Consider the following 17563-nt stretch of genomic DNA (forward strand, 5'->3'; position numbering starts at 1 on the left):
ACCGGGCCTCCCGAGCGAACACATCTGCCGATCCACATCGACACGACTCATTCGAGAACAGGAAAACATCCATGTCCAGACCACGCAACGTACGCCGGGTGCTCGGCGCCCTCGTGCCAGCGCTGTCCCTGGCCGTCGGCGCCACCTTCGCCGGCGCGCTGCCGTCGACGGCCGCCGGTCAGACCGCAGAGGCGGCCACCTCCGCCGTACCTCCGGCGACCAAGGGCGCGACGATCGACTGGTTCGACGCCAAGTACGCGTCCGTCGCCCCCGGGTCGGTGTTCGAGACCGCCACCCTCGAGCGCTTCGAGTACCTGCTGAAGAAGCCCGGCAAGTTCGCCTTCGTCATCGGTGGCCCCCAGGACGCCACGCTGCAGAACGCGCTCGGCCACATCGACGCGGTGGCCAAGGCGAACGGGATCACGAAGGTCTACAACTTCGACCCCCGCCTCGACGGCAAGGACCTCGACGTCTTCGACCCCAGCCGCCTCGAGCTCTCCGACGCGGGCAAGGCCTTCGTCGGCAAGTACGGCACCGCGCTGGTCGACAACTACCTCGGCAAGGACGCCGAGACGCCGTTCACCCAGGCCCACGCCCAGGATCCCTACCTGTTCGTCTACGACGGGTCCGGTGGCGACACCAACAGGATCACGGCCGCCCTCACCGCCCCGGTCGCGACGGGCGACCTGGACACGCCCGCCGAGGTCACCGCCTACCGCGAGGACGTCGCCGAGGTGCTCACCTCGGCCGGCACGCTCGGCGTCGACACGCAGTTCGACTTCCTCGGCGGTGAGCACAACCGACGCCACGACGTGCGCTACCCCGACGACACCAAGTTCGGCGGCGACATCTTCGACGCCTCGGACGCAGCGGACGGGTTCCGCGTGCAGTCGGTGACCTACCCCGAGCTGCTGCACATCCTGCAGAGCCCCGGTGACTTCGCCCTGCTCTTCGGCGGCACCTGGTGCCACAACACGGCCGCGATCATCAAGGCCACCAACAAGGCCGCGCAGCAGAACGGCATCAAGACCGTGTACGCCTTCGACTTCGTGCTGAACACCAACGACCCGACGGCGTCCAACGGCAGCGGCAACCTGCTGCACATCCGCGACAACGCGCTCGTCGGCGCGGAGGCCGTCAACAGCCGCCCGTCGTACCTCTACGGCGACCTGGTCAACACCTATCTCTCCAACGCCTTCACCCAGTACCGCAAGACCGGCGACCCGGGCACGGCGAACGTCAACCCGGTGCGCTACTACCCCGGCGGGGACCCCTCGGGCACCCTCGCCGAGGCCCGCAAGATCCAGGTGGGCCACCTCCTGACGTACAACAAGGACCACAAGGACGCCCAGGGCAACCCGGCGCCGGTCCTCGACCAGGCGATCCGCAAGAACGCCGACGGGACCTTCACCGAGTACATGACCGAGTGGTGGTACGTCCAGGGACAGGACCTCCCGCGGACCAACACGACCCTCATCGGCAACGCGCCGAGTGCCTCCGAGGCCAACCTCAACGCGATGGAGAACCAGCGCGCGTTCGCCAAGGAGGGGATCGGTCGCGTCCGGGACGTGCTCGCCGTCCTCGGCGGCGGACACGCCAGCACCGTGTCGGCGACGTTCGCGGAGTCGGTCGCGCCCGGGGTCGTCACGCCGGTGCAGGTGAGCGTCACCGCTCCCGACTACAGCGGCTTCCGCTCGCTCAACACGGCGAACGCCGGCACCGCGCCGGCGAGCACGGTCGACAAGCCGACGGGTCGGATCGAGGTCCGCGAGGGTGCGACCGTCCTCACCTCCGCGGACCTCGTGGACGGGGCGGCCGCTGTCAGCCTCCCGGCACTGGCGGCCGGCAGCCACTCGCTGACGTTCCACTACAGCGGCTCCGCCGACGGCATCGTCCGCGAGTCCACCGCCACCCGGTCGGTGACCGCGACCGCACCCGCGCCTGCGGACAAGGCTGTGTCGACCACCACGGTCAGCGCCGCCTCCACGACCTACGGCAAGGCCGCCACCGTCACCGTCTCCGTCGCCGCGACCGGTGCCCAGCCCACTGGGGCGGTCACCCTCACCGGGACGGGGTCCGACCTCACCGCGTCGCTCAGCGGCGGCAAGGCGGTCTTCACCCTGCCGTCGTCGTTGGGCACCGGCACGCGGACGCTGACGGCGAGCTACGCCGGGGACGCGTCGGTGCGGACCTCGACCGGCACGGGCACCCTCGTGGTCGGCAAGGCCAGGGCGACGTCCGTCAAGGTCACGGTGAAGAGGAAGCCGACGACCACGAAGGCCGGCAAGGCTGTCGTCAAGGTCGTCGGTGTCGCCACCGGCGTCGCTCCCACCGGCAAGGTGCTGGTCAAGCTCACCTCGGGCAAGGTCACCAAGAAGGTCCGGGCCACCCTGGTCCGCGGCAAGGCCGTCGTGGCGCTGCCCAAGGTGCCCCGCGGCTCGTGGAAGCTGGCTGCCACCTACCGCGGTGACGCCAACTACGACGCCCGCTCGGCGCGGGTGGTCAAGCTCGGTCGCCTGGCCTGACGCAGCGACAGAGGGGTGGTGTCCGGCCGAGCCGGGCACCACCCCTGTCCGTTTGCTCAGCCGTGGTGCGCCCGCTCCGCTGACGCCGCTGGTCCCCGCCGCACGAGCGCCATGAAGGCAGTTCGAGCGCGACGGCGCGGTGCCGAGCGTGACCGACGGTGACAGGGAGGCGAACTGCCTTCATGGTGTCGGTGCGCGGTGGCAGGATCGCACCGTGGCCCTCGCCGACCGTCCCCTCGTGCCCGAGGAGTGGGTGCTGCGCATCGACGCGGTGCTCGGCGCGCTCCCGAGCTGCCGGCAGGAGTCGGCGTGGACCGGCACGCGGTGGCGCGTGGGAGGTGCGACGGTGGCCCACGTCTTCGGAGGGGAGGACCAGCTCTTCCGGATCACCTTCCGCGGCGAGTCCGACGAGGTGGCCGCCTTCGAGCACATGGGTGGCCCCTACTTCCGCTCCGGTTGGGGCGACAACTACATCGGGCTGCTCCTCGACGACGACACCGACTGGGACGAGCTCGCCGAGCTGCTCACCGACTCCTACTGCCTCCAGGCGCCCGCACGCCTCGCCGAGCAGGTCGCCCGCCCCGGCGTCTGAGTGCCTCAGCTTGTTCGCGAGCCTCCCGGCAGGATGGGGCCCATGACCGGGACGCAGGGCGGCCGCCTCGTCGGGCTGGACGTCGCCCGGTGCCTCGCTCTGCTCGGCATGGTCGCCACCCACGTGCTCGACGAGCGCACGCCCGCGGGGGACCTCACCACCGCCCAGTGGCTGGCAGGGGGACGGGCGTCGGCGCTCTTCGCGGTGCTCGCCGGGGTGAGCCTCGCGCTGATGACCCGCGAGCCACTGCGGGGTCGGCCGCTCGCGCTGCGCACCCTCGGCATCGCCGTCCGGGCGCTGCTGATCGGGACGCTCGGGCTGCTGCTGGGCGGCCTGGACACCGGCATCGCGATCATCCTCACCTACTACGGCGTGCTGTTCGTCCTGGGCCTGCCGTTCACGCTCCTGGGCGTCCGCTCGCTCCTGCCGCTCACCGTCGCGTGGGTCGCCCTCGCGCCGGTGGTCTCGCACCTGGTGCGGCCGCGCCTGCCGGAGCGGGGGTTCGACAGCCCGACGTTCCAACAGCTGGCCGACCCCGGGCAGCTGGCGAGCGAGCTGCTGTTCACCGGCTACTACCCGGTCGTGCCGTGGCTGGCCTACCTCCTCGCCGGTCTGGTGCTCGGTCGCCTCGACCTGCGCGACACCTCGCTGCTCGGCGGCCTGGCCCTCGGCGGACTGTCGGTGGCGGTGCTCGCGACGCAGGTCTCGCGGACGCTCGTCGACCCGGCGGTGGCGTCGGAGAACGCGACCGGGATGTTCGGCACGACGCCCGCCGACGGCGACTGGAGCTGGCTGTTGCTCGTCGCGCCCCACTCGGCGACGCCGTTCGACCTCGCCCAGACCATCGGCAGCGCGGTCCTGGTGATCGCGCTCTGCCTGCTCGTGGAACGCCTGCTGCCCCGGCCGGCGACCGCCGTGCTCGCCGTCCTCTTCGGTGCCGGCGCCGCGACGCTCACGCTCTACTCGCTGCACGTCGTGATGCGCACCGAGGCGGTGTGGCCGCCGGAGGAGCCCACGACCTACCTCACCCACGTCGTGGTGCTCCTGGCGATCGGGGCGGGGCTCCGGCTGCTCCGGGTCCGCGGCCCCCTCGAGGCGGCGGCGAGCCTGCCGGTCCGGCTGGCCAGGCAGTCGGGCCGCGCAGCGCCTCAGCGCAGCGGCACGAACCGATAGCGCCCGTGCGCGGTGACGACGGCCCCCGGGTTGGTCACCCGCAGCATCGTCCCGTCCACCGGCACCACCAGGACGCCGTCGTCGGCGAGCTGGTCGACCAGGGCGACGGGCAGCGCGTCGGCCATCGCGGAGACGAGGATGCGGTCGTACGGCGCTCCGTCGGCGTCGCCGAGCACGCCGGGCTCGGCCTGTCGGATCGACGCCCACGGGCGGTCGGTGCGCGCCAGGTTGCCGGAGCCGAACGACACCAGCTCCGGCTCCAGCTCGACGCCGAGCACGGACCCGGCCGGCCCGACCAGGTGCGCCAGCAGCGCGGTCGTCCACCCGCTCCCCGCCCCGACGTCGAGCACCCGCTGCCCGGCGCGGACGTCGAGCAGCCGCAGCATGTCGTCGACCGTGCGGGGCTGGGAGTTGGTCTGGCCCGCCGCGATCCCCAGCGGACCGTCGTACGACGCCCGACGCCGCACCGCGCGCGGGAGGAAGTCCCGGCGCGGGGTGGCGTCGAACGCCGCAGTGACCTGATCCATCCGACCTCGCTCAGACCCAGTGGTTGTCGTGCTCTCGCATGAACCGGTCGTAGGCGTCGCCGTCGAGGTTGCCCATCCCGGCGGCCAGCCCCTCGAAGTAGGCCTCGCGCGGTGCGCCCGGCGCGAAGTGGAGGAGCATCTTGGCGGCCCCGTCCTGGTTGCGGAAGCCGTGGATCCCGCCTGCGGGGACGTGGGCGAAGTCGCCGGCGTGGCACGTCACCCAGTCGGTCCCGTCGTAGATCGTGACGGTGCCCTCGAGGACGTAGAACGACTCGGTGATGGTGCGGTGGAAGTGGGCGCCCGGGCCGCTCTCGGGTCCGGCGAACTCCCACCGGTAGAGGCCGAAGGTGCCCTGGGTGGCTGTGCCCTGGGCGAGGTAGAAGACCTTGTTGCCGTTGGGGTAGACCACGGCGGGCTCGACGTCCGCCGGCACGACGTGGGCCGACACCTCGCCGGAGTCGCCGTGGTAGATCGGCGGTGGGTAGCTCATCGAGGTCCCTTCAGGCCGTGGCCGGCTGGTTGATGCGGACGTGGTTGCCGAACGGGTCGCGGATGCCGAAGTCGGTGCCGTAGGGCTGCTCGACCGGCTCCTGGGTGATCTCGACACCGGCGTCGCGGAGCGCGGCGTAGGTCGCGTGCACGTCGTCGCTGAGCAGGAAGACCCCGCCGAGCGCGCCCTTGGCCACGAGCTCGCGCACCTGTGCGGCGGTCGTCTCGTCGTGCATGGGCGCCCCGACGAGCTCGAGCAGGATCGAGGTGTCCTGGCCCGGGACGCCGACGGTCAGCCAGCGCATGAATCCGAGGTCGATGTCGTCGCGCACCTCGAAGCCGAGGTGGGTGGTGTAGAAGTCGAGCGCCTCGTCCTGGTCGAGGACCGGCACGCTGCGGATGTGGAGGCTGGTGATGTGGTTGGTGTTCATGACGACGACGCTAGCCAGCGACGACCCCCTCCCGCTTCTCCGAAACCACTGTCCTCGGGCCGGCCCTCGCCACGGCCCGGTCGGGCCCGGCCGGCGCCTCCCGCTCGCGGGGCCGCGTCCACGCGGCGATGAAGCACGACGGCACCGCGACCGGGGTGTGGCCCGCGCGGAACTCCGTGGGTGAGCACCCGACGACGTTGCTGAAGGTGCGGCTGAAGGTGCCGAGACTGGCGAACCCGACGTCCCATGCCACGTCCGTCACCGGTCGGTCGGTCTGGCGCAGCAGCGTCATCGCCCGCTCCACCCGGCGCCGCTGGAGGTAGCGGTGCGGGGTCTCGCCGTAGACCTCCTTGAACACCCGCCCGAACTGCGACACCGACAGGTGCGCGATGGCGGCGAGGGTGGGTACGTCGAGGGGCTCGGCGTAGCGGCGGTCCATCTCGTCGCGGGCGCGCAGCATCCGTCGGTTGGTGTCCTCCTGCGCGGAGACCGGCCGGCCCATGCCGACGAACCTAACGCGTGCCGCGGACAGGGCGGGGCCGGCGGGGACGCGACAACGGCATGACCCCGGGGGAGGGCCATGCCGTTGTCTGTGCGTTGGTAGGACGTGGATCTCGCGGTTCTGGGGGGATCCCGTACGTCGGCGGGAGGTCGACGTGCGGGGTGCGAGAGCCGGTCCTGCGGAACGCGGCCGCCGCCGGGGGTCACCCGGACGTGTGTGCGCCGCCCCCCTTGTCCGGGTTCCCCGGCTTGCCGGGGTCGGTCGGACTGGTGGTGGGGCTGGCTGGACTGGTGGGGGTGGCCGGCGTGGTCGCCGGGCTCGGGTTCGACGAGCTGCCGGACTTCCCCGGCCCGTTCCCGTTCCCGTTGCCGTTGTTGCTCTGGCTGTTCGGGTTCGGCTGGTTCGTGGAGCTGTTGTTCTGGCTGCCGGCGTTGTTGTTGCCGGAGTTCTGGTTGCCCTGGTTGCCCTGGTTCCCCGAGTTGTTCTGGTTCCCCTGGTTGCCGTTCGTCGGCTGGTCGGTGGGCTTGCCGGGAGAGGGAGACGGGGTCGGCTTGCCGGTCTGCTTCGGCGGGCCGATGAGGTCGACGCAGTAGGTGGCGATCCGGTCGGCGCCGCCGGCCTGGGTCGCGAGCGCGAGGAAGGCGGCGCTGTCGAGCGACGAGCCGGCGTCGGAGCGGTCGGTGGCCTGGAAGGCCCGGCACAGTCCCTCGAAGCTGGGCGACGGGGTGGCCGGACCGTCGGTGGTCCCTGACGGGGACTCGGACGGAGTGGCGGACGGGGACCCGGGCGACGTCGTCGAGGTGGAGGAGCCGCTCGAACCGGAGGCTCCGGGTGAGCCGCTGGCGGACCCGGAAGGACTTCCGTCCGCGCTGCCGCTGTCACCCGGGGTGACGGAGCCGGCCGCGCCGCGTGGTGCATCGGCCGTGGAGTCGCTGGCCCGGTCGGACGCCTGGCCGGGGAGGCCGGGCAGGCCCGGGAACCCGGGCAGGCCCGGTAGGTCGGTGGAGCTGGCGAGGGCGAAGCCACCGGAGGTCAGGGCGACGACGGCGCCGGTCGCGATGACGGCCCGGGTGGCGGCGCGGCCCCCGAGTCGCGAGGGCGAGACGTACCCGCTCCTCGTCGACGGTGCGGGCGAGAGTCGGGCGGACTGGAAGGCCGCTGCCGCTGCGTCCTCGCCGTGGAGCTCGCTCGGGTGCGCCGGAGCACTGGCGGCGGTGAGGGCCCACCCGAGGACGTTGTCGTGCTCCGCGGGGGCGTCGAGCAGGCGCTCGGCATCACGGCGGGACAGGCGGGGGTCCGGGGTGCTCATCTCACTCCCTTCAGCGTCACGGCAGTCACAGGTGTTACGGCTCCTCGGAGATTCGCTTGGCCAGCTGCTTGAGGCCGCGGTGGGCCGCCGCGCGCACGGCGCCGGGGCGCTTGCCGAGGATGCGGGCCGCGGTGGGTGCGTCGAAGCCGAGAACCGTGCGCAGCATGATGGCCTCGGCCTGGTCGCGGGGCAGGGTGCCGATCAGCCGGATCACGGCATCGGAGTTGACCTTGCCGATGATGTCGGCCTCGAGGTCGATGTCGTCCGGCAGGTCCACGAGGTCCTCGACCGACTCGTCGGCGACCGGCCGGCGCCGGGCGTGGCGCAGGTGGTCGAGGGCACGGTTGCGGCCGATGGTGGTGATCCACCCGCGGAAGCCGTCGGCGTCGCCGCTGAACCGGTCGAGGTCGCGGAAGGCCTGCGCCCAGGCCTCGCTGGCGACGTCCTCGGCCTCGGAGGGGCCGACCAGGACGGTGAGGTAGCGCAGGAGCGGTGGCTGGACATGACGGTAGACGACGCGGAACGCCGCCTCGTCCCCCGCCTGCATCGCCTCGATGGCGCAGTCGAGCCCCTCCTGCTCACCCACGGGCGCATTGTCACCCGAAGACGGTCGTCAGGCCCACAGAACCCCCGGCCGGTGCCCCGGAGATCCCGGTTCGACCTCAGCCTCGCGGGGGACGCGGGACGAAGAGCGGCACTCGGGCGGCGTACTCGTCCCACCCCTCGCGCTGCGACATCGTCCGCTCGAGCAGCTTGGCGCCGGTCACGTTGCGCACGAAGTACGTCATCGCGGCGGGCGCCCACACGGTGAGCAGGCCCGGAAGCCAGCCCAGCGCCAGTGCGCCGGCGATCCAGAGTCCCCACCACACGCAGGCGTCGCCGAAGTAGTTGGGGTGCCGGCTCCAGCCCCACAGGCCGGTGTCGAGGATCATCGGTCGCGACTCGCGCGGCTGGGCCTTGTAGGCCTCGAGCTGCGCGTCGCCGACGACCTCGAAGAACACCCCCACCGCCCAGACCACGACACCCGCCCACACCACGGTCCACCAGCGGACGTCGTACGCCGCCGCGACCTGGACCGGCGCGGAGATGAGGAACGCGACGACGGCCTGCGTCAGGAAGACCTTGGTGACGACGCGGCCCGCGCCGGAGGACCAGCCCGGCCCGCCGAGCATCTTCTCGTAGCGCGGGTCCTCGCCGTGCCCGCGCGAGCGGCGCCCGATGTGCCACGCGAGTCGGCCGCCCCACGCGGTGACGAGGGCGGCGAGGAGCCAGGAGTGGGCATCGGGCCACACGAGCGCCAGGGCGAGGGCGATCGCGACGAACGCCAGCCCCCAGGCCACGTCGACCACGGCGACCCTGTCCAGGCGACGGCTCACCGCCGCCGTCGACCCCATGACGACGGCTGCCGCGAGGAGCGCGACCAGCGCGGCACTCACCACGCGCGGACCGCCGGCAGGGTGTGGGGACCGCCGGGGCGGACGGCCAGGACCTGGTCGACGCCCATCCGACCGTCGCGGAACGCGAGCGCGCCGCCGACGAGGTAGAGCCGCCACACGCGGACGACCTCCTCGCCGACGAGCTCGCGCAGGCGCGGCAGGTTGGCCTCGAAGTTGGCCGTCCAGCCCGCGACGGTGTGCACGTAGTGCTCGCGCATCGCGTGCACGTCACGCACCTCGAGCCCGCCCGCCTCGATCAGGCCGACGGTCTCGCCGACCGGCCGCATCGTCATGTCGGGGGCGATGAACGACTCGATGAACGGGCCGCCGCCCGGGTGCTTGCCGCCACCGGCGCCCTGGCGCGACATCTGCTGGACCAGCACCCGCCCACCCGGCCGGACCGCGCGGCGCAGCACCTCGACGTACGTCGCGTAGTTGCGCGCACCGACGTGCTCGCCCATCTCCAGCGAGCCGACCGCGTCGAAGTGGTCGCGCTCGGGGACCTCGCGGTAGTCCTGCAGCCGGATCTCGACCCGGTCCTGCAGCCCGCGCTCAGCGATCCGGGCGTCGATGAACGCCTTCTGCTCCGCCGAGATCGTCACCCCGGTGACCTGTGCCCCGAAGTGCTCGGCCGCGTGCAGCGAGAGCGAGCCCCAGCCGCAGCCGACGTCCAGCATCCTCGTCCCCGGCTCGAGCCCGAGCTTGGTGCAGACGAGGTCGAGCTTGGCGCGCTGCGCCTCCTCGAGCGGGGTGTCCGGCGTCGCGTGGTAGCCGCAGCTGTAGGCCATCTGCGGCTCGAGGACGAGGGAGTAGAACTCGTTGGAGAGGTCGTAGTGGTGGCTGATCGACGACCGGTCGCGGGCGAGGCTGTGCAGCCGGCCCTTGATCTGCGCCTGCGACGCCGGCGGTGCCGGCGGCCGGCCGAGCGCGCCGAGGTCGGCGGCGGTGCGGACCGCGTCGACCAGGGCGCGCGGCGAGAGGCGTACGCCGGACAGGCCGCGTTCGGCGCCGACCGCGAAGGCGTGGGTGAGGGCGGAGCCGAGGTCCCAGCCGTCCTGCTCGGGCACGTCGAGCTCGCCGGTCACGTAGGCCTGCGCGGCGCCGAGCTCGCCCGGGTGCCACAGCAGCCGGCGCAGCGCGTCGGGGGACCGCAGCACCACCAGCGGGGCGCCGGCGGGTCCGGCGACCGAGCCGTCCCACGCCTGCAGGCGCACCGGCAGGTCGCCCCCGATGAACGGCCGGACCGCTGCGGCGAGGCGGTCCGCGACGCCCGCGGACGTGAGCGTGGTGTCGGACGGTGCGGTCCGGGTCACGGGTGTCACCGGTCCTCCCGGGTGAAGGTGAGCTGCGAGACGTCGAGGTAGCCGCTCGCGAAACCGGCTTGCGAGTAGGCGAGGTAGAAGTGCCAGACCCGCATGAAGAGGTCGTCGAAGCCGAGGGCGAGGACGGCGTCCCGCTGGGCGAGGAACCGGCGGTCCCAGCGGCGCAGCGTCTCGGCGTAGTGGTCGCCCATCGCGAGCTGCCCTGTCAGCCGGAGGGTTGTCTCGCCGCGGGTGACCTGGTCGATGACCTCGACGCTGGGGAGGAAGCCGCCGGGGAAGATGTACTTGTTGATCCAGGTGTGGCCGTCGCGGGTGGCGAGCATCCGGTCGTGCGGCATCGTGATCGCCTGGATCGCGACTCGGCCGCCGGGCGCCAGCACGCGGTCGATGGTGCTGAAGTAGGTGCCCCAGAACTCGTGGCCGACGGCCTCGACCATCTCCACGGACAGCACAGCGTCGTACGTCGCCCCGGTGGCGGCGAGCGCGCGGTAGTCCATCAGCTCGACGTGGACGCGGTCGGCGAACCCGGCCGCGGCGATCCGCTCCTCGGCGAGCTCGAGCTGCTCGACCGACAGCGTGATCGTGTGGACGCGCGCGCCCCGCCGGGCGGCACGGATGGCGAGCTCGCCCCACCCGGTCCCGATCTCGAGGACCCGGGTGCCCGCGGTGACGCCGGCCTCGTCGAGGAGGCGCTCGACCTTGCGGCCCTGCGCGTCCGCGAGGTCGGGTTTGTGGACGGTCGGGTCCCGGTCGTCGGTGGGCTCTGGTGGCGTGGCGACCAGGTGGTCACCGACGGAGCCGGGGCCCTTGCCGGCCGGGAGGACGGAGGTGTCGAAGAGCGCGGACGAATAGCTCAGCGTCTCATCGAGGAAGAGCGCGAAGAGCTCGTTGGACAGGTCGTAGTGGTGCGAGACGTTGGCCTGGCTGTTGGCCTCGGTGCTGCGCTGGTGGCTGGGCAGCCGGGGCGTGACGAGGGCACGGAGCCGTTGCAGCGGCTCCGGGACCAACGTCGCCATCCGGGCCGCCGGCACGGTGAGGAAGCCGGCCAGGTCGTCGGCGTCCCAGGCGCCGGTCAGGTAGGCCTCGCCGAAGCCGATCAGGCCGTCGCGACCCACCCGGGCGTAGAACTCCTCGGGCCGGTGCAGGCGCATCCGCGGTCCACCGCGCCCGTAGGTGCGGCCGGACGGCGCCTCCACGACCGTGACGTCCAGGCGGGCGACGGCGGCGCGGAAGAGGCGCCGCGCGACGGCGGCCGAGACGGCGGTGCGGGGCCCGGAAGGCAGCTGCTCGAGGGCGGGCATGCCCTGCGTGCCCTCGCGGTGGTCGAGGAAGGCACCCTGGTGCCCGTCACGAGACTGGTCTTCGTGGTTCTTCTCGAGGGTCATCGGACTCCCTCCTGTCGATGGGTCGGTCGGGGACGGACCGGCAGCCGGCGGGTCCACAGCCAGATGCCGTGCGCGCGGATGAGCGCGCTGCCGCGCAGCGCCGCGCCGAGGGTCCGGCGGACGGGTACGTCGCTGCGGGTGCCGGTGAGGCTCGCGCTGAAGGGCGCGGACCCGTCGTCGTGACCACGCAGCGTGATCGCGATGTCGAGGCGGTCGGTCGGGACGGGCACGGCGACGTCGTACGTGCCGTCGACGCCGTGGAAGGGCGAGACGTAGAGCGCCTTGTCGGTGCGGGCGCGGCCCTGCTCGTCGGGGTGGACGAGGTAGGCGTGCCGGTCGCCGTAGGTGTTGTGCACCTCGACGACCACGCCCGCCTGGCGCGCCCGGTCGTCGAAGCACCAGAACACGCTGATCGGGTTGAAGCAGTGGCCGAGCGAGCGCGGGTGCGCCGCCATCAGGATCGTGCCGGGACGGTCGCCGTCGCCGAGCGAGACGCCGTTGTCGGCGAGGAACGACTCGACGTTGTCGCGCAGCGTGGCGTCGGGCGCACCGAGGTGGTCGCGTGCCTCGAACCGCGCCAGCACGCCGTGGTCGGGCAGGTCGTCGAGGTCGACGAGCCAGAAGGTCGAGCGGTGCTCGAAGGTGCGCCGGAACGGGGTGCGCCGGGTGTGGCGGATGGTGGTCTCGAAGCGGCCCGGCCGCGGCAGCGTCGGGGTGGTGCGGACCCAGGGCAGGCCGAGGTGGGTGGCGGCCGCGAGACCCGAGCGTGCGCCGTCCTCGTGGAAGCCCCAGCCGTGGTAGGCCCCGGCGAAGACGATCCGCGTCGTGTTGATCGCGGGGAGCCGGCGCGATGCGGCCACCGACGCGGGCGTGTAGAGCGGGTGCTCGTACTCCATCCGGTCGATGACGCTCGCCGGGTCGACGAGGCCCTCGCCGCCCAGGGTGACGAGGTAGTGGGTGTCGGTGGGCAGCCGCTGGAGGCGGGTGAGGTCGTAGGTGACGGTGACTCCCCGGCCCTCGTCCTCCGGCCTCCGGTAGTTCCACGATGCCCGGGCGCCGGGCGCGGTCGGCAGCAGCGAGGCGTCGGTGTGGAGGAGCGCGGGGTTGCTGCTGTAGGGCAGCGCGGCGAGGACCTCGCGCTGGAGGTCGGTCGGCGACTCGAGCATCGCGAGCGCGTGGGAGGGGTGCGTGGCGACCACGACCGCGTCGAAGCGGGTGGTCGCGCCGCTGCCGTCGGTGACCTCGACGCCGTCGGCGAGCTCGTGCACCGACGTCACCTTGGTCTCCAGCCGGACCTCCTGCAGGCCGGCGGCCACCGCGGCGACGTACGTCGCTGAGCCGCCGGTGACCGTGCGCCACTCCGGCGAGCCGAAGACGCCGAGCATCCCGTGGTGCTCGAGGAAGGTGAAGAGGTAGCGGGCGGGGTAGTCCAGGGACGTCGCCGGGTCGCACGACCAGACGGCCGCCACCAGCGGCTCCATGAAGTGTCGGACGAACCCGGGGGAGAAGCCGCCGTCGCGCAGGAAGTCGCGCAGCGTCTGGTCGGCCCCGGCGTCATACGAACCCGCACCGGTGGGTGACGATCCGGATGACGCAGCGCCCTCGGCGAGCAGGGCCTTCGCCCGGCGGTGGAAGCGGGGGATCTCCAGCAGCATCCGCCAGTGCTCGCGCGATCGGAGCGAGGACCGCTGGGCGAACAGGCCGCGAACGCCGAGCGCACCGGCGTACTCGACGCCCGTGCCGGCGTCGCTGACCGACAGGGACATCTCCGAGGGCTGGGTCGCCACACCCAGCTCGGCGAAGAGCCGCAGCAGGGTGGGGTAGGTCCGGCGGTTGTGGACGATGAATCCGGTGTCGATGGCCAGCGCGCCGTCGGGGGTCGCGACGCGGTGGGTGTCGGCGTGGCCGCCGAGGCGGTCGTCGGCCTCGTAGAGGGTCACGTGGGCGGTGCGCGAGGCGATCCAGGCCGCGGTGAGACCCGCCACGCCGGAGCCGACGACGGCGATCCGGCGTGGTGCGTGGGCGGTCATGCCGCCTGGGTCAGGTCGAAGACGGCGATCGGGTCGCTGGTGGGCTGCGTGGAGCCTCCGTCCGGCTCGACCGTGATGCCGACGGCGGCGGCCGCCCCAGCGGACCCGTCGAGGACGACGGTCTGGTCCGGCTCGTCGGGCATCAACCCGGCCGAGACGAACTGGTCACCATCGATGAACCACAGCTCGTAGTCCTTGCCCGAAGGGGCGGAGACCATGTCCTCGGTGGTGATCACCGCACGGTCCTGGGACTTCGACCGGGTGACGGTCGCGTTGCCTGCTTCGCCGAGGTCGACGGAGACCGCCTGCGCGTCGGGGGCCTGGAGGACCTGCTCGGCCGCGGTCAGCCGCTCGACCTCGTCGGACGGGGCCCAGGGCTGCGTCACCAGGGCGCCGACCCCGACGATGAGCGCGAGTGCCGCCGCGACCAGAAAGGGCACCCAGCCCCGCCCCCGTGCTGCCGGTCGGTCGGCGTGGCGCGACGGGGACGCGGTCACCTCAGGGGCGAGCGGGCGGATCTGGGAGATGCCGGCGAGGACCGAGTCGCGCAGCGCCGCCGGCGGCGTGACCGCGACGGTCTCGGACAGCAGGGCAGCCGTCTCGCGGAGCTCGGCGACCTCGGCGCGGCAGTCCTCGCACGTGGCGAGGTGCTGCTCGAACCGCGCACGCTCGAGCTCGTCGAGAGCGTCCATGGCGTAGGCGCCCGTGAGCTTGTGGATGTCCATCTCACTCATGACGCCACTCCCATCAGGTCCCGCAGGCGGATCAGTCCGTCGCGTATTCGTGTCTTGGCCGTCCCGAGCGGGACGTCCAGCAAGGTAGCCACTTCGGTGTGCGTGTAGCCGCCGAAGTAGGTGAGCTCGACGGCCTGGCGCTGCACGTCGGTCAGGGTGGCGACCGCGCCGCGCACGCGGGCTGCGTCGAGCGAGGCGTGTGCGGCCTCGGAGGTCTGGTCGTGGTCGGTCGGCGCGGCCTCGCGGTTCCACGTCTCGTCGCGGGACGTGGCGGCCTCGACCGAGCGGACCCGGTCGACGGCCTTGCGGTGGACGATGGTCAGCAACCAGCCGACCGCGCTGCCGCGCTCGGCGTCGTACCTCGTGCTGGACCGCCAGGCGTCGAGGTAGGCCTCCTGGGCGACCTCCTCGGCGTGCGCCGGGTTGCGGACCACGCGCAGCGCCAGGCCGTAGGCCCGCGCCGACGTCGCGTCGTAGAACGCGGCGAAGGCCGCTTCGTCGCCCCGCGCTGCCTGCCGGAGCAGGTCGGACAGCCGAGCCGGGTCGCCCCCGGACGGGGCGCCCTCGGGCACCCCGTCCGGTACGGGCCTCACGTGGTCCACGTCAGTCATCCTTACGTAGTGATCGTCAGCCGACGATCACATCTGCGGCATCAGGACCTGGTCGACCACGTAGACGGTCGCGTTGGCGGTCTGCACGTTGCCGCACACGACGCTGGCCTCACCGATGGTGAAGTCCTCGCCCTCGCCCTCGACGGTGAGCATGTCGCCGGCCAGGGTCTCGTGCTCGCCCGCGAGGTTCTCGGGGGTGAGGCTCTCGCCGACCACGTGGTGGGTCAGGACGGTGGTCAGCATCTCCTTGTCCTTCAGGAGGGCGTTGAGGTCCTTCTTCGGGATCGCGGCGAACGCGTCGTCGGTGGGCGCGAAGACCGTGAGGTTCTCGGCGGAGTTGAGCGTGTCGACGAGGTCTGCCTCGGTGACGGCGGCGACCAGCGTCTTGAGGAGCGGGTTGTTCGACGCGGCGGTCGCGACCGGGTCGTCGGCCATGCCCTCGACGGATCCCTCACCGGACGTCGGGACGCCGGCGCAGCCGGGACCGAACGGTGCGTCGGCGGCCATCGGCTCCTCGGACTCCATCGGCGACTCGGACTCCTCCATGGGGGTCTCGGAGCTCGACTCGGACGTGGTGGGCTCGGAAGCGCTGTCGGTGTCGCTCTCGCTGCCACAGGCAGCCAGGCCCATGGACGCGGTCAGCGCGAGGGCGGCGAGGCCCATGGAGCGGGTGCGGAGCTTGGTGTTCATGACACTGCCTTTCGGTTGGAAGCCTTTGATCGGTGGGCCGTGGGGGGCCCGCTGTCGAGAGGTGTTCGGGGCCGCGTCGTGGGTGGATGGGTGATTCCTCGAAAAACTTTGGACAATCCTTGGACACGCCGACGTGGGCGGCGCCGGGCGGTGAGTGAGACAGGTTCCGGAGGCGCGGAACCTGTCTCACTCACCGCCAGACGACGCCCCGGAGGGGATCAGGCGGATCAGGCGATGAGGACCGAGATCTCCTGCAGGCCGCTCGATCCCTCGGGGAAGGGCCGCATCCGGACGTCGGTCTGCACGTCGCCGTCCTTGTTGGTGGCGCGAGAGGCGATGAGGTGCCGGCCAGGCTCGGCGTCCCACTCGAGGTACCACTGGCGCCAGTAGTCGTCGTTGACCTGGGGCCCGAGCTTCGCGGGCTGCCAGGGGCCACCGTCGACGCGCACCTCGACCTTGTCGATGCCGACGCCCTGGGCCCAGGCGATGCCGCCGACGACCACGGTGCCGGCATCGGTCTCCGACAGCGGCTTGGGCGTGTCGATGCGGCTCGAGATCTTGATCGGCGCGTCGACGACCCAGTCACGCTCGGTCCAGTACGCCTGCTCGGCGTCGTACGTCGTCAGCGTCATGCGGGTGATCCACTTGCACGCGCTGACGAAGCCGTAGAGCCCGGGGACGACCATCCGCGCGGGGAAGCCGTGGGTGCGCGGCAGGGGGCCGCCGTTCATGCCGATCGCGATGATCGCGTCGCGCCCGTCCAGCGCCACGTCGAGCGGCGTGGAGATCGTCATCCCGTCGACGTCGGTGGACAGGATCTGGTCGGCCTTCGTCGCGTCGATGCCGGCCCGGGCGAGCACGGCGGCGAGCGGTACGCCGAGCCAGCGGGCGCCGCCGACGTAGGGTCCGCCGACCTCGTTGGAGACGCAGGTGAGGGTGATGTCGCGCTCGACGGTGTCCATCGCGGCGAGGTCGTCGAAGGTCAGCGTGACCTCCTGGTCGACGTCGCCGTCGATGGTGAGCGTCCACGACTCGACGTCCACAGCGGGGAGCGTGAGCCGGGTGTCGACCCGGTAGAAGTCCCCGGTCGGGGTGCGCAGCGGGGTGATGCCGTCGTACCTCTCCTCGAGACCGGTGGGGAAGGACGACGCGGGGTCGGTGGCCACCGGCAGGGCGACGTCCGTCCCGCCGAGGCGGTACGACGTCACCCAGCGACCGAGGCCCCCCATGGCCACTGCAGCCGCAGCGAGTGCGCCGGAGGCCAGCACGACCCCGCGTCGAGTGGGACCGTCGCCCCCCGGCGACGGTTCCGGGTGACCCCGGTCGTCGACACGGTGCAGCCACCACAACGAGGTGGCTCCGACCGCGGCGGCGACCAGGGCAGGTACGAGGTCCAGCGGCCCGGAACCCGGGCGCAGGACGGCCAGCACTCCCGCGACGCCGGCGAGGCCCACCAGGACGAGCAGTCCGGGCGTCTCCCAGCGGGCGGTGACGATGCCGGCGACCGCGGCCAGCAGCAGCACGACCAGCGTCACCGAGCCGACCAGGACCAGCTTGTCGGCGCTGCCGAACTGGCGGATGGCCCACTCCTTGAGCGGCGTGGGCGTGAGGTCGATGACGGTCGAGCCGACCGCAAGCACCGGAGACGCCGCGGGGACGGTCAGCGCCGCGACCAGGTGGGCGGCGGCGAGACCGACGACGGTGGCGAGCACGCCGTACGCCGCGTGGCGCAGGGTGCGCGGCCGGGAGCGCTGGTCGGGGGAGTGCATGGGCGGTGTTCGGTGCGCAACGGCGAACGGATTGGCTG

The 17563-nt window shown here is 72.5% G+C and carries 17 protein-coding genes; 3 read left to right on the top strand and 14 right to left on the bottom strand.

Annotated elements, in window-relative coordinates:
- Nucleotides 1-71: 71 nt before the first annotated feature.
- From JOD65_RS04210 to JOD65_RS04220, 3 genes are all read left to right on the top strand, one after another.
- Nucleotides 72-2525 (top strand): Ig-like domain-containing protein, encoded by a 2454-nt coding sequence (locus JOD65_RS04210; RefSeq protein WP_191193607.1) that lies wholly within the window; start codon nt 72-74, stop codon nt 2523-2525.
- A 214-nt stretch (nt 2526-2739) separates the two neighbouring features.
- A complete protein-coding gene (locus JOD65_RS04215; RefSeq protein ID WP_307820926.1) occupies nt 2740-3117 on the top strand; it encodes an MmcQ/YjbR family DNA-binding protein in 378 nt (125 codons plus the stop codon).
- 42 nt (nt 3118-3159) lie between these two features.
- Nucleotides 3160-4290, top strand: a complete 1131-nt coding sequence (locus JOD65_RS04220) for a heparan-alpha-glucosaminide N-acetyltransferase domain-containing protein (RefSeq protein ID WP_191193606.1) — start codon at nt 3160-3162, stop codon at nt 4288-4290.
- Here JOD65_RS04220 and JOD65_RS04225 read toward each other — a convergent pair.
- From JOD65_RS04225 to JOD65_RS04290, 14 genes are all read right to left on the bottom strand, one after another.
- Nucleotides 4266-4817 carry a protein-L-isoaspartate O-methyltransferase family protein gene (locus JOD65_RS04225; protein WP_191193605.1) on the bottom strand — a complete coding sequence of 184 codons (552 nt, stop codon included), beginning with the start codon at nt 4815-4817 and terminating at the stop codon, nt 4266-4268. The genes JOD65_RS04220 and JOD65_RS04225 overlap by 25 nt on opposite strands.
- A gap of 10 nt (nt 4818-4827) precedes the next feature.
- Complete coding sequence (locus JOD65_RS04230) at nt 4828-5307, bottom strand: cupin domain-containing protein (RefSeq protein ID WP_191193604.1); 480 nt, start codon at nt 5305-5307, stop codon at nt 4828-4830.
- Between the two features lie 10 nt (nt 5308-5317).
- Nucleotides 5318-5737: a VOC family protein gene (locus JOD65_RS04235; protein ID WP_191193603.1), complete on the bottom strand. Its 420-nt coding sequence runs from the start codon at nt 5735-5737 to the stop codon at nt 5318-5320.
- Nucleotides 5738-5747: 10 nt separating this feature from the next.
- Nucleotides 5748-6239: a helix-turn-helix domain-containing protein gene (locus JOD65_RS04240; protein WP_191193602.1), complete on the bottom strand. Its 492-nt coding sequence runs from the start codon at nt 6237-6239 to the stop codon at nt 5748-5750.
- A 202-nt stretch (nt 6240-6441) separates the two neighbouring features.
- A complete protein-coding gene (locus JOD65_RS04245) occupies nt 6442-7548 on the bottom strand; it encodes a hypothetical protein (protein WP_191193601.1) in 1107 nt (368 codons plus the stop codon).
- A gap of 34 nt (nt 7549-7582) precedes the next feature.
- A complete protein-coding gene (locus JOD65_RS04250) occupies nt 7583-8134 on the bottom strand; it encodes an RNA polymerase sigma factor (RefSeq protein WP_204810946.1) in 552 nt (183 codons plus the stop codon).
- Between the two features lie 76 nt (nt 8135-8210).
- Nucleotides 8211-8987: a DUF1295 domain-containing protein gene (locus JOD65_RS04255; protein WP_307820928.1), complete on the bottom strand. Its 777-nt coding sequence runs from the start codon at nt 8985-8987 to the stop codon at nt 8211-8213.
- A complete protein-coding gene (locus tag JOD65_RS04260; protein ID WP_191193600.1) occupies nt 8981-10297 on the bottom strand; it encodes a class I SAM-dependent methyltransferase in 1317 nt (438 codons plus the stop codon). Before JOD65_RS04260 ends, JOD65_RS04255 begins: the two co-directional genes overlap by 7 nt.
- Before the next feature lie 5 nt (nt 10298-10302).
- Nucleotides 10303-11691, bottom strand: a complete 1389-nt coding sequence (locus JOD65_RS04265) for an SAM-dependent methyltransferase (protein ID WP_224747127.1) — start codon at nt 11689-11691, stop codon at nt 10303-10305.
- On the bottom strand, nt 11688-13721 hold the full coding sequence (locus tag JOD65_RS04270; protein ID WP_191193599.1) for an FAD-dependent oxidoreductase: 2034 nt from the start codon (nt 13719-13721) through the stop codon (nt 11688-11690). The genes JOD65_RS04265 and JOD65_RS04270 overlap by 4 nt, the downstream gene beginning before the upstream one ends.
- The gene (locus JOD65_RS04275) at nt 13718-14455 is read right to left on the bottom strand and encodes an anti-sigma factor (protein ID WP_191193598.1); all 738 of its coding nucleotides are present in this window, start codon (nt 14453-14455) and stop codon (nt 13718-13720) included. Before JOD65_RS04275 ends, JOD65_RS04270 begins: the two co-directional genes overlap by 4 nt.
- The gene (gene sigK / locus JOD65_RS04280) at nt 14452-15066 is read right to left on the bottom strand and encodes an ECF RNA polymerase sigma factor SigK (protein ID WP_191193597.1); all 615 of its coding nucleotides are present in this window, start codon (nt 15064-15066) and stop codon (nt 14452-14454) included. The genes JOD65_RS04275 and sigK overlap by 4 nt, the downstream gene beginning before the upstream one ends.
- 27 nt (nt 15067-15093) lie before the next feature.
- Nucleotides 15094-15756, bottom strand: coding sequence for a fasciclin domain-containing protein (locus JOD65_RS04285; RefSeq protein WP_191193596.1), 663 nt, complete (start codon nt 15754-15756; stop codon nt 15094-15096).
- A gap of 227 nt (nt 15757-15983) precedes the next feature.
- Nucleotides 15984-17525, bottom strand: coding sequence for a molybdopterin-dependent oxidoreductase (locus tag JOD65_RS04290; protein WP_191193595.1), 1542 nt, complete (start codon nt 17523-17525; stop codon nt 15984-15986).
- Nucleotides 17526-17563: the final 38 nt, after the last annotated feature.

This window comes from Nocardioides cavernae, assembly GCF_016907475.1.
In the GTDB taxonomy this organism is placed as follows: domain Bacteria; phylum Actinomycetota; class Actinomycetes; order Propionibacteriales; family Nocardioidaceae; genus Nocardioides; species Nocardioides cavernae.